Below are 12,472 nucleotides of genomic sequence, written 5' to 3'. Positions count from 1 at the left end.
AATAAAACGATTCATTAGTGCTCGGACCTTTAAGTATCCGCACTTTATTTAGGGTTTTGTTTACACTTGCAGCTCGCCGCAAATGTCAAAATATTGGCGCACAGGCGACCGCGCCGAATTCTATCGTATTCAACTATAAAACGCTTTATGCGCCGGGTCCAAACGGAAGTGGCTCGATGACGCGGCATTCCTTTGCCGGTAAGTATCTGGCACTGATTACAACCATCCTTTATCGCCAGGTGCGGCTTAAGATTTCCTTAAGAAACACAAACTAACCTGCTTGATATTTAACACATCATTATATGGCTTTAATCAATAATGCCACGACAGACGAGCTCAGCAAAAGTTCATATGCACATTTTAGAGCGAAAGCCAGCTGGCGCAACAAACCACTCAACATCAATAAGTGTAAGCAAATGATAAAACATTTACATCTCATACGCTTAGATAAGTTTAGAAAAGCTTAATTGGTGTGTGCTGTGAACCTCGTTACATTTTCGAAACACAGTCGTGGCCTCGGTCGCCGCTTTTCATTAAGTTTAGCTCAGTTCCAAACAGATCATATTTACCCTATACCGTTGAAATGGATGTCAACTCGAACCTCACGCCATAAGGAGCACAACTATGGAAATTTCAACACCCTCCGTCCCACCTGTGCTAACGCCACAGAACTTTATACACTCCTTTAAGACGGACAAGCTTTATGGCCGAGTTCCAAACCCAAGGAGCACCACAATGACGCAGGATATTTGTTGTCGGTCCTGTAACGCCAAACTGGAACATACTGTCGTTGACCTCGGCATGTCACCGTTCGCCAACTCTCTCGTCCCTTTTAAGCGAGCCAATGAAGGCGAGACGTTTTATCCATTACACGTCTATGTCTGCCAAGAGTGCTTTCTGGTGCAGCTGGCGCAATTTGAAGATGCCGGCAATATTTTTTCCGATGACTACGTCTACTTCTCATCTTATTCAACCAGCTGGCTCGCTCACGCCAAACGCTACTGCGACACAATGATCAAACGCTTCGGGCTGGATCAGTCCAGCCACGTTGCAGAAGTTGCCAGTAACGATGGTTATTTGCTTCAAAACTTCCAACAGCTTGGCATGAAAGTAACAGGCATTGAGCCAGCGGCTAATTGTGCCGCAGTCGCCCGAGAAAAAGGCATACATTCTGAGGAGTGTTTCTTCGCGGCCGAAAGCGCCAAAGAGATTGTTTTAGCCAGAGGCCAAGCCGACTTAATGGCGGCTAACAATGTGCTCGCACATGTTCCCGATATCCACGATTTTGTGGAGGGCTTTGCCGTTATGCTAAAACCTGAGGGCGTATTGACGTTTGAATTCCCTCATCTGCTAACACTCCTACAATTTACTCAGTTTGATACCATTTACCACGAGCACTTTTCGTATTTGGCACTTGGACCGGTACAGAGAATCCTGAAGCAGCACGGATTGCGTGTTTTCGACGTAGAAGAATGGTCAACCCATGGTGGTTCTCTCAGAGTATTTGTGTGCCAGGAAAATGCAAAACACGTAGAGCTACCTACGGTCGCTGCGATGCTGGAGAAAGAGCAGCTCGCTGGACTGAACAGCCTGGACACCTATGCGAATTTCCAACGTAAGGTCATTGATGTCAAGAATGGTCTCTGGTCATTTTTGATCCAAGCACAGCGTGAAGGAAAGACCGTGGCAGGCTATGGCGCAGCAGCAAAGGGAGTTACCCTGCTGAACTACTGTGGCGTAGGTCCGGATCACCTACAGTTTGTCGTCGACAAGGCCACCTCCAAACAAAACAAACTGCTGCCGGGAAATCGCATCCCTGTCTATGACGTCGACAAAGTCTTTGAAGAGAAACCGGACTACTTACTGATCCTGCCGTGGAATCTGAAAAATGAAATCAGCGAGCAGATGGCGGCGATTCGTGAATGGGGTGGCAAATTTGTGATCGCCATTCCCAGTCTGGAAATCTTTTAACGTCCTTCCAGAGTTTTCCGGCCGGGACTCGCCTGGCCGGAACTCACTTGACCGGGACTCTCTTGACCGGAACATCTGCAACCTTCAGTCCTTCCCTTCAGCGTTCAGCGTTCAGCGCCAATCAATGGCAATTTAAATCAAAATTAAAAGTCTCATAAAATCTGCCAATGAAATGGTCGTATAGCCAGTAGACATTTGGAGTGGCGCAAATTATGCTTTTCGTCACTTTCGACAGAACCACTGATCGCTGAGCAAAGCGTTTACTCACAAAACTTGGGGTAGCAATTGTTCTTTTTCGGGCTCCTGAGTCGGGTTAGCAAGCACAGAGGGCGCTGAGAAACTATTCTATTCACATTGAGCGTTAGCAATGTCATCGAGTCCTCGCGCCCGTTGCCCCAATGACTATGCGGCAGAACCCACCTAGATTGAATGTAATCAGCAACTAAATAATGAATTTTCGCTATATTGCCCTATTAGTTGCCTGTCTCCTGTTTGCCGTCAATACCTCGGCCAAAGCCGCGGACGCACCCATTCTCGCAGACAGTGTACTGGTCAAAAAATCTGAGCGTATTTTGTACTTGCTCAAAGATGGAATCCCCTTTGATTCCTTTCCGATTGCACTTGGCCCCAAGCCAAGAGGACACAAACAACAGGTCGGTGACGAACGCACACCTGAAGGCCGCTACTACCTGGATTTTAAGAACCCTGACAGCCAATTCTATAAATCTATTCGTATATCCTACCCCAATGAAGACGACATGCTGAGAGCGGCTCAACTCGGTGTCGATCCTGGAGGCTTGATCATGATCCACGGCCTACCAAACGATAACAAGCTCTCCCCATCGTTTATTCAAACCTTTAATTGGACCGATGGCTGTATCGCCGTTACCAATAAACAAATGGATAGAATATGGCTCGCCGTCGAACCTGGGACACCAATCGATATTTTGCCCTAACGCTACTCAACGACGGCTCGCACCACTTTGTGACACCGGAAAATCTATGAATAAAACGCTTTCAACTCTATTCGCAAGCTGCCTGTTGCTTTCCAGCCTTTCGACACCCGCCCTGGCGGCACAGCGATATCCCATTCCCGCAGAAAGTCAGGGGTTGGTTGGTAAAAACCTGATCACTCGTTCAAGCGATTCTGAGACGCTGATCGACATCTCGGAACGCTTTAAAATGGGCTACAACCTGTTGAAATCGGCAAATCCCAGCGTCGACGCCTGGATGCCGGGAGCAGGCACACCTGTCACACTCCCAATGCAGACATTACTGCCAGATGCTCCTCGCGAAGGTATTGTCGTCAACATCCCGGAAATGCGCCTCTACCACTTTCAGAAAGGGACGCGTCTGATGCCCGCCTCTGTTACTGTCTACCCAATCAGCGTTGGCCGGGGTGAGTGGAGCACACCTTTAACCACGAGCAAAGTTGTTGGCCGGGCGGAGAACCCGACTTGGTATCCGCCAGAAACCATTCGACAGGAGCATGCCGATCGAGGCGACCCACTACCGCGCGTGGTTCCGCCAGGCCCGGATAACCCTCTTGGGGAGTATATCCTTGTGTTAGACATTCCCAGCTACTTCATTCACGGAACCAATAAGAAATTCGGTATTGGGATGCAAGTAACGCACGGCTGCATCCGCATGTATCCCAAAGATATTCGGGACCTGACACTGCAGACACCAAACAATACGCCTGTATTGTTTGTTAATCAGCGAGTGAAAGTAGGCTGGCACAATGGCGAGCTTTATCTTGAGGCTCACAGAGCCCTGGAAATGGAAGAGTCAAATGGCTATAGCCCAGTAAACAGTGCGGTTAAAGCTATTGTTGCTGCAACTGAGGGGCGCAAGGATATCGAAATCGATTGGGACAAAGTAAACCAAGTGGTAGAAACCGCCACCGGCCTGCCGGAAGTTGTCAGCCAGTCTGGCGAATCGTCAGTAAGTATGGCAGAGCGCACAAGAGGAGAATCTTAGTGGTGTCAGCCAGTAAGATTTAGAAACAAAAAAGGCGCCCAAAGGCGCCTTTAAAGCGACAGGACGCTTACTTTTCCATCGCCTTCTTGAAAGCGCGATCAATTTTCTCATTAGCTTCTTCAGCGGCTGCTTGTGCCGCCTGAGCCGCTTGCAGCGCTTCTTCCGCAGCAGCCTGTGCTTTGGCAGCTGCATCGCTAGCTTCCTCAGCAGTCGACATCGCCGCTTGAGCACTGGAATTGGCTTCATCCATTTGTGAATTGCTGGCACAACCTGCCAAAAGGATCAGGGCAGCAATCGGCAATGCTTTAACAATGGGTTTCATTTATGACTCCTGATTATGTAGTCCTAGGATTAACGCTCGCAACACTATATGAATTACGAGGGATTTTCCAGCTAGATTTTCGTCGAAAATGCAGCCAGATGTCTCGAAACTTAGTCGACTAAGCCAGGATCTGCAATGTATGACTCACTGACAAATCCCGTCATAAAAACATCTGTGGTATCGATGACTGACATCTAGATAGAAGGTTCCATAACACTATACGAAGAATCTCCATTGCAAGTTTTACAAGGCAAACCGTTTTTCAGGCAATTTTATTAACGCCAACCAGACTCTCTCACGCCGAGATAACTCCTTTCGCCAATATAGACTGGCCAAAACGCCTCCACAAAGGAGTAAATCCGCATAAAATCCGAAAACCAGACTTATAAAGTCCCTCCTTGGCAAGACCATTGCTTAGTACCATTTCAAAAATGGCGGAAATAATTCCTACATCAGAATAGATCGTCATACCCCGAAAATACGAAAAACGAATGCGATTTGATTGAACTCACTGCAAAGCTCAAGGTCAGACTTGGCGTAAACATATGTAAAGCACGGATCATTCAGCACTCCACAGAAATTGAGTCTGTTTGTTGGGCGACGTTAATCTCACGCAGGGAATGCCAAAGCAAACTCTTCCTGGTGCCCGGCAGTAGACAAGATGCTGGCAACAGGAGCATGACACGGCTTTCACCGAGTTAGAGGTACACCGTGCTTGCAGAAATCGGCCGCATTAAATAGGTCGACATGAGAGGTGAAGAGTGAACGATTATTTGATTTATACCTCAGCCGGCGAAGCTGCGAACGTAAAACAGTGGGCGCAGAGCCCTCGAAACTACGATATCTGGATCACCAACTACTCCGATATTCCTGGCCTTAATCAAGAGTACGCGGACATTTATGACGAGCGAAAAGGGTCAAAATTTCAAAACTTAAAAGGTGTTATCAACGAGAACAGAGAGCAATTAGGCCGCTATAAAGCCATCATGGTCGCGGATGATGACATCATTATCACACCGACTGCGCTATCGTCTTTATTCGAAATTTCCACGAACAAAGAGCTCTGGTTGCTACAGCCGGCGTTTTCACGTTACGGAAAAATCTGCCACGAGATCACGACTCGGCAACTGGCAACAGACTTACGCTACGTCAACTTTATCGAGGTCACCTGTCCGATATTCAGAACCGACAAGCTGCTCGACTTCATGGACGTATACGAGCCAGAATCAACCACATGCTATGGGCTGGATTGGTGGTTTCTAAATTTCTTCGGCAAAGATGTGATGAACAAGTACGCCGTGTCAGATACCTATTATTGCACTAACCCTTTGGATCCTTGCAAGCCCACTCGCCGTAGAGAAATTAACAGGCTAAACACACACCAGCAGAGGGAGCAGATGTGGCAAAACATACGGCGTCGATTCCGAATCTCTACCTTTCCCAACAAGGAGTTTCGTTGTATTGCAAAGAGAGCCTACAAGGTCGGGAAATCAGCACCGGGATACTATCTGGAAATTATCTTTGCCGGCCCGAGGGCGAGGTATGTCTACGCTCGGCACAAGTTGCGTAACCGCTTACGAAACATGATTCCATCAAGCCTTAAAAGCGAGCTAAAGCAGCTGCTGGGGCGTTAACCCCATGGCAAGCCGCCCCAGCTTCTTTCACCACATCAGATCATCGGGAATTTCGAATTGTGCATAGTAATCGTCGTCATCGGATGTATCCGACGATGGCGCCACTGAGATAACCCTATCTTCTCGGCGCTCTGCGATTTTATCGGCAACCGGTGCTGGAACCAGTTCGTAATCATCCGCCATACGAACAATGGCTAAGCGGCCGCGCGTTAACGCTGTTTGTTGCTCAGCAGTGACAAAAATCTTCTTAACCGTTTTGCCATCAGCAAAATTGTAGGCAAGCTCTCCACCTTTACGGGCGATTCGATTGCGCTCAACCAACTGTCGAATCTGCGCATCAATGGCTTTGCGATCGGCTTCAAGTTGACGCTGGGCGTTCAACTCACGATCCCGCTGCAGCTTTTCTGCACGTGCCTGCTGGACCTGTTCACTGACCTCATCAACAACAGGCTGACTGGATTTGCGCTGCACCTTGCTCGCCTTGCGCTTATCTTTGCTGGCCTGTTTGGCCTTCTTTTTATCGACCAATCCTGCTTTTAACAATTGGTCCTGCAGAGAACTCATTATCTCTCTCCCGAAATGATGTCGAATGCGCCTCCCAGCCTTGATCGATGGTACGCTGTGAGTTGGCGCGCGGTTGATACACGTCAAAAGGCCGACGGAACCACCCATTTATAGTGGCAACCTGACCTATAGTTTACCCGAGCCCCACAAAATGCTGAATACTGTCCGTCCCCGGCCCGAATTTATTGCCCGCTACGACCAGGCGGGTCCACGCTATACCTCCTACCCGACGGCCCCCCAGTTTATTGAAGACTTCTCAGTGGATCAGTTTCACGCCGCCTGTCTACGCTCTAACCAACGCGCTGCGCCACTCTCTTTGTACATCCATATCCCTTTTTGTGACACCATTTGCTATTACTGTGGTTGCAATAAAATCGTGACTGCGAACCGTCAACGCAGCGTGGCATATCTACAGGTTTTGTATCAAGAGCTAGCCCTCAAAGCGGATCTTATTGACTCTAAGCGGCCAGTCAATCAATTACATTTCGGCGGAGGTACACCCACCTATTTGACAGACCTTGAAATCACCGACCTGATGCTGGAAATCGGTCGGCATTTCAACCTGACAGACGACGATAGCAGGGACTTTTCCATAGAAGTTCATCCAGGCAGGCTACCTGTCAATCGTCTTCAGGCGCTGCGTGACGCGGGATTCAATCGCCTGAGCATGGGCGTTCAAGACTTTGACAAGCGCGTCCAAGAAGCCGTGAATCGCTACAATTCCGCGAGCGAAGTTCGCCAACTGTGCGATACAGCCAGGGATTTGGGGTTTCAGTCTATCAGTTTAGATCTGATTTACGGCTTGCCACGTCAGACCGCCAGAAGCTTTCGGGACACCTTGGACACCGTTATTGAACTGGGCCCAGATCGTCTCTCACTGTTCAATTACGCCCACATGCCACACTTGTTTAAAACACAAAAACAAATTTGCGCCGGCGAGCTTCCCCCCGCTCCCATAAAACTACAAATACTGGAAGACAGCGTTCAACGCCTGACGGATGCAGGTTATGTCCATATCGGGATGGACCATTTCGCACGCCCGGATGATACTCTCGCCGTGGCGCAGCTCCAGGGGAAATTGCATCGAAACTTTCAGGGCTATACCACCCACGGCGATTGTGACCTTATTGCTTTTGGTCCCTCGGCCATCAGCGCCATTGACAGCATTTATATGCAAAACCACAAGGATATAGGTCACTACACCCAAGCCCTTTCGAGCCAGCGATTACCGATCAGCAAAGGCTTACAGCTCAACAGTGACGATCAACTGAGAAGAGCGGTAATTACACGGCTGATCTGCAATTTCGAGCTCCCCTACGCCCCTATAGAAAATGCCTACAATATTGATTTTAATGAGTATTTTTCTACAGAATTAAAATCTCTGGAGCCCATGATGGCAGATGGCCTAGTGCAGAAAACCGCAACAGGCATCGCTGTAACCCGTTACGGGCGCCCATTAATACGACGAATCTGTATGGCTTTCGATGCGTATCTGCAACCAGAAACAAGCAACCGTTACTCGAGAATCTTGTAACGCCCTAACATCAGATTCCGATCCCGACATCGTACGGCTCAACACCGCAGCGGTTAACGCCTTTAACGGAAACGGCTATCATAGTGATTTGATCGCGAAAGATAGCCATGGATACACTAACCCATCTCAACGAACAGGGCGAAGCCCACATGGTGGATGTCGGTGCCAAACCGACCACCGGTCGCTCTGCAACCGCCCAGGCCATCGTGCAGATGAAGCCGGAGACCCTCGCACAAATCAGCGCGGGAGAGATGAAAAAGGGCGACGTTTTTGCCGTATCTCGTATTGCCGGCATTCAAGCCGCGAAGAAGTGCTCCGACCTCATCCCCCTCTGTCATCCTTTAATGCTTACCGGTATTGAAGTCGATCTCACAGCAGACGCCGCCAACCAGCGCGTTGTCATCACCGCCACGTGCAAACTCAGCGGCCAAACGGGCGTGGAAATGGAAGCCTTAACCGCAGCATCTGTCGCGGCGTTAACCCTTTATGACATGTGCAAAGCCGTTGACAAGGGGATGCGAATTACCGATGTGCAGTTATTGGAAAAAATAGGCGGTCGCTCTGGCCACTGGCAAGCGGAATCTCACGCATGATCACTCTACGTTATTTTGCTCGATTGCGAGAAGAACTGAACATTGGAGAAGAAACGCTGACACTGCCTGTTTCCGTTACAGACACTCAGGAATTAAGAAACTGGTTACAGCAACGAGGCCCCCAGTGGCAACAGGCTCTGGCAGATGATGGGATATTGGTGGCGGTCAATCAACAGGTTGCGAATTGGCAACAAGCGCTCACGGGTGACGAAGAAATTGCGTTCTTTCCACCAGTGACAGGAGGCTGATGATCTATGATCAGTGTACAAACTGAGGATTTTGATATCGCAGAGGAGACGCAGGCACTGCGAGTGGATGCGCCTCAAATTGGCGCGCTAGTTACCTTCACAGGGTTGGTGCGAGACCTCAATGATGGCAGTGACGTCTATGGATTGTTTCTGGAACATTACCCCGGAATGACCGAAAAGGCGCTGGCGGATATCTGCGAGCAGGCAAAATCCCGCTGGCCTCTGGATCGTATTCGAATCATTCACCGTGTTGGCCAGCTACACCCTACCGATCAGATAGTTTTTGTCGGTGTCACCAGCGCTCATCGTGGTGATGCGTTTCAGGCGTGCGAGTATTTGATGGATTTTTTAAAGACAAAGGCACCTTTCTGGAAGCGTGAGGAAACACCAGATGGCTCTCGCTGGGTCGATGCAAAAGCGTCTGATCAACAAGCCGCCGATCGCTGGCAAGCGGACTGATCATGGCTGAAAATCGCTGGGTAGAATTGCTCCGTAATCACTACTCTGTTTCTCTGAATGTTGTCTTCAAGCAGTTTCGTCTCGGGGCAGCCCTGTTTTTTACCGGCGCCGTCATTATCTTTCTCGATCTCAAGTATGTCCCACCCTCCACTCGTCAGGAAGTCATCCTACTCGCCGGTCTAGCCATCGGTGGCAGCGGTTTTCTAATCGCTATGTTAGCTCAGGTGCGCATGATCATAAGCCGCATTGTGCAGTTTTTTTCCGACCAGCACTGACACTTTTCCGCCAACAAACGATCAAATTATTTCCATATCTAAGCGACCGTTTTTCTTTTACTATCGCGCATCTTTTCACTCAAGGAAATTACTATTGTGGAATGGCAAGGCTGGTTTTCACTCCTGCTGACGTTTGTCGTTTTACTGCTACTGATCTTTAGTAGTATTCGCCCTCACCTAATTATGATGGCAGCACTAACACTGCTCAGCGTAACGGGCATTCTTTCCCCGGAGGAAGCCCTCGCCGGCTTTGCCAATCCGGGACTCATTACGGTTGCGGCAATGTTTATTGTTGCGGCGGGAGTCCACGGTTCTGGCGGTATTGATCTATTGGTTCACCACGTACTCGGAACCCCCAAAGGGGTACGCAGTGCCCTAGCCAGAATTTTTGCGCCAATCGTTATTCTGAGTGGCTTTTTGAACAACACTCCTGTCGTTGCGACCATGATTCCTGCGCTCCACGCCTGGTCACGACGCATCAATATCCCCACGTCCAAATTAATGATACCGCTCAGCTATACCGCTATTCTGGGCGGGACACTGACGTTGATTGGCACCAGTACCAATCTGGTCGTAAATGGACAATATCAAACTCTGACCGGTGGTGAAGGTTTCGGGCTTTTCGACATCACACTGTTAGGCTTACCCGTCGCACTCGCCGGACTCGCATTTATGTGGGTGCTGTTCCCCCGCTGGCTTCCAGACAGAGACGACCGCCAAGCGTTTGGCAATTTACGTGAATTTACCCTTGAGGTTACCGTCGCCCACAACGGTCCCCTTGTGGGCAAAAGTGTCCAACAGGCCGGACTGCGTAATCTCAAGCGCGTATACCTGGTTGAAATCGTCAGGGGTGACAGCATAGTGACTGCAGTCCCTTCGGAAGAGCGTCTGGCGGGAGGGGATCGCTTGGTATTCGCCGGCGATACCCAGGCGATTTCTGATTTGTTGCGCATCAACGGTATCGTGCCATCCCCAGATGATGGAGAAACCCAACCGCTCGCCGGGGCTCGCCCGGAGAGACGCCTGGTTGAGGCGGTGGTGTCTCCCCATTGTGATGCAATTGGTCACGCTATTCGCGATGCCCGCTTTCGCGATCGCTATGGTGCCGCAGTCCTTGCCGTAGCTCGCAATGGCGAGCGTATTGCTGGCAATCTCGGAACCATCGTTCTTGAAGCGGGTGACACTCTATTACTTGAAGCTCGTCCAGCCTTTGTCAGTCGCCAACGGCACGCCCGCGATTTTCTGTTGGTCAATGATCTGGATACTGAATCGCCAAGGCACGAGCGAGCCTGGTTGTCCTGGATCATTCTGATTGCCGTTGTCACGGCCGCAGGATTTGATTGGATCAGCATGTTAGACGCCTCTTTAATTGGCGCCGGCGCAATGATCGTATTGCGTTGCTGTAGCCTGGCAACAGCGGAAAAAAGCTTAGACTTACAAGTAATTGTGACGATCGCAGCCTCTTTCGCACTGGGCGCTGCACTGCAAAATACCGGTGTTGCAGCCTTTGTCGCGGAACACATTGTTACGGCAAGTGCAGGTAAAGGCTGGCTGATGCTGATACTAACTTATATTGCAGTATCGATCCTGACAGAGATTATCACCAACAACGCTGCCGCCGTCCTGATGTTGCCGATTGTGCTGGAAATGACAACGAAAGCCGGGCTCAATCCAGAGCCCTTCGTCTTCGCCATTATGATGGCTGCCTCTGCAAGCTTTGCGACGCCTTTGGGCTACCAAACCAATCTAATGGTGTACGGGCCAGGCGGATATCGGTTTCGGGACTTTCTTAAAGTCGGCGTCCCGATGAACCTGTTCATCGGCGCCATCACGTTATTGATACTGTTGGTGTTTTGGCCGTTGCAACTACCAACGGCCTAACGCTGTTTAGCCTGAACGAATGGCCTGGGATCAGGCCATTCCCACAAGTACAGATCGAATAAGGTAGACGTTGTATACGGTAAAACCAATAACCAATAAACCGCCCTCATAACGATTAATACGCCCCTGGCCTCGCCAGCCGATCCCCATGATCAACAAGGCGCCAATCAGAACCATCATGGACGTCCAGTCCCGAGTAAGTACCGCAGGATCCAACTGTTCTAGAGGTTGAATAACCCCGGCAATGCCTACTACGGCCAACAAGTTGAACATGTTGGAACCAACCACATTGCCGACAGCAATATCATGCTCACCTTTGCGTGCAGCGATAATCGTCGCCGCTAATTCCGGCAGCGATGTTCCCAGAGCAACGATGGTTAGCCCAATGATGAGGTCGCTAACACCGAGCGTGGCCGCAATATTGACGGCTCCCCAAACCAGAATCCGTGAGCTAATGATGAGCACCACCAATCCGGCGACCAACCAGAAGATTGCTCGCCCCAATGGCATGGCGTGGCTCGCAACTTCATCTTCCATCTCTGCCGCTAAGGGGTCATTTTCTGCCCGCAACGCAGAGATTACCGTCCAGCCGATTACGATAAAAAAGCCCGCCAGTAAGACCGCCGCTTCCCAACGCATAAGCTGCTCATCAAGCAGGAACCAGCCGAGCAGAAAACCCAGCGCCAACAGCAGCGGTAGTTCTTTGCGGACAATTTTGGAGTTCACCAGCAGAGGAACAAACACGGCAGTGATTCCCAGAATCAAGCCCGTATTAACGATGTTTGAACCCAGAGCATTCCCCAGGGCCAAACCAGGATTACCATCCGCTGCGGCCATAGCTGAAACAACCATTTCAGGCGCCGACGTGCCGAAACCTACAATAACCATACCGACCAGCAGACTGGGCATTCCCGCATGGGTAGCGGTTGCCGCGGCACCATCCACGAAGCGATCCGCACTCCAAACCAGTAAAATAAACCCGACGATGATCGCGGCGAGCGCCATTAACAT

13 protein-coding genes are annotated in these 12,472 nt (G+C 50.0%); 10 read left to right on the top strand and 3 right to left on the bottom strand.

The annotated features are described in order from the left end of the window. Positions 1-735 precede the first annotated feature (735 nt). From ACXAFR_RS05490 to ACXAFR_RS05480, 3 genes are all read left to right on the top strand, one after another. A complete protein-coding gene (locus ACXAFR_RS05490) occupies positions 736-1,971 on the top strand; it encodes a methyltransferase domain-containing protein (RefSeq protein WP_475173359.1) in 1,236 nt (411 codons plus the stop codon). Between the two features lie 449 nt (positions 1,972-2,420). After that, complete coding sequence (locus ACXAFR_RS05485; protein WP_475173353.1) at positions 2,421-2,927, top strand: L,D-transpeptidase family protein; 507 nt, start codon at positions 2,421-2,423, stop codon at positions 2,925-2,927. 46 nt (positions 2,928-2,973) lie between these two features. After that, a complete protein-coding gene (locus ACXAFR_RS05480; RefSeq protein ID WP_475173349.1) occupies positions 2,974-3,951 on the top strand; it encodes a L,D-transpeptidase family protein in 978 nt (325 codons plus the stop codon). A 67-nt stretch (positions 3,952-4,018) separates the two neighbouring features. Here the strand turns inward: ACXAFR_RS05480 and ACXAFR_RS05475 are convergent, their stop codons facing one another. Beyond that, positions 4,019-4,273 carry an Lpp/OprI family alanine-zipper lipoprotein gene (locus ACXAFR_RS05475; protein ID WP_475173347.1) on the bottom strand — a complete coding sequence of 85 codons (255 nt, stop codon included), beginning with the start codon at positions 4,271-4,273 and terminating at the stop codon, positions 4,019-4,021. A 761-nt stretch (positions 4,274-5,034) separates the two neighbouring features. Between ACXAFR_RS05475 and ACXAFR_RS05470 the strand changes: the two genes are divergently transcribed. Continuing rightward, on the top strand, positions 5,035-5,907 hold the full coding sequence (locus ACXAFR_RS05470; protein WP_475173341.1) for a hypothetical protein: 873 nt from the start codon (positions 5,035-5,037) through the stop codon (positions 5,905-5,907). 27 nt (positions 5,908-5,934) lie between these two features. On the opposite strand, the gene ACXAFR_RS05465 is transcribed toward ACXAFR_RS05470, so the two are convergent. Next, positions 5,935-6,471: a DUF2058 domain-containing protein gene (locus ACXAFR_RS05465; RefSeq protein ID WP_475173339.1), complete on the bottom strand. Its 537-nt coding sequence runs from the start codon at positions 6,469-6,471 to the stop codon at positions 5,935-5,937. A 151-nt stretch (positions 6,472-6,622) separates the two neighbouring features. On the opposite strand from ACXAFR_RS05465, the gene hemN reads away from it, so the two are divergent. The 6 genes from hemN to ACXAFR_RS05435 all read left to right on the top strand — a co-directional run bounded on the left by hemN (position 6,623) and on the right by ACXAFR_RS05435 (position 11,461). Next, the gene (hemN, locus tag ACXAFR_RS05460; protein WP_475173331.1) at positions 6,623-8,005 is read left to right on the top strand and encodes an oxygen-independent coproporphyrinogen III oxidase; all 1,383 of its coding nucleotides are present in this window, start codon (positions 6,623-6,625) and stop codon (positions 8,003-8,005) included. A gap of 107 nt (positions 8,006-8,112) precedes the next feature. Beyond that, positions 8,113-8,598, top strand: a complete 486-nt coding sequence (moaC, locus tag ACXAFR_RS05455) for a cyclic pyranopterin monophosphate synthase MoaC (protein ID WP_475173329.1) — start codon at positions 8,113-8,115, stop codon at positions 8,596-8,598. After that, positions 8,595-8,846 (top strand): molybdopterin converting factor subunit 1, encoded by a 252-nt coding sequence (moaD, locus tag ACXAFR_RS05450; RefSeq protein WP_475173326.1) that lies wholly within the window; start codon positions 8,595-8,597, stop codon positions 8,844-8,846. The genes moaC and moaD overlap by 4 nt, the downstream gene beginning before the upstream one ends. A 6-nt stretch (positions 8,847-8,852) precedes the next feature. Beyond that, positions 8,853-9,305, top strand: coding sequence for a molybdopterin synthase catalytic subunit MoaE (moaE, locus tag ACXAFR_RS05445; RefSeq protein WP_475173323.1), 453 nt, complete (start codon positions 8,853-8,855; stop codon positions 9,303-9,305). A gap of 2 nt (positions 9,306-9,307) precedes the next feature. Beyond that, positions 9,308-9,580 (top strand): hypothetical protein, encoded by a 273-nt coding sequence (locus tag ACXAFR_RS05440; protein WP_475173321.1) that lies wholly within the window; start codon positions 9,308-9,310, stop codon positions 9,578-9,580. Between the two features lie 96 nt (positions 9,581-9,676). Next, on the top strand, positions 9,677-11,461 hold the full coding sequence (locus ACXAFR_RS05435; protein WP_475173317.1) for an SLC13 family permease: 1,785 nt from the start codon (positions 9,677-9,679) through the stop codon (positions 11,459-11,461). Between the two features lie 30 nt (positions 11,462-11,491). On the opposite strand, the gene ACXAFR_RS05430 is transcribed toward ACXAFR_RS05435, so the two are convergent. Beyond that, positions 11,492-12,472 (bottom strand): calcium/sodium antiporter, encoded by a 981-nt coding sequence (locus tag ACXAFR_RS05430; protein ID WP_475173313.1) that lies wholly within the window; start codon positions 12,470-12,472, stop codon positions 11,492-11,494.

It is taken from the genome of Pseudomaricurvus sp. ABR4_320, from assembly GCF_056159445.1.
Note: the sequence above shows the minus strand (reverse complement) of the source record. Positions and strands in the feature narration are given on the sequence as shown.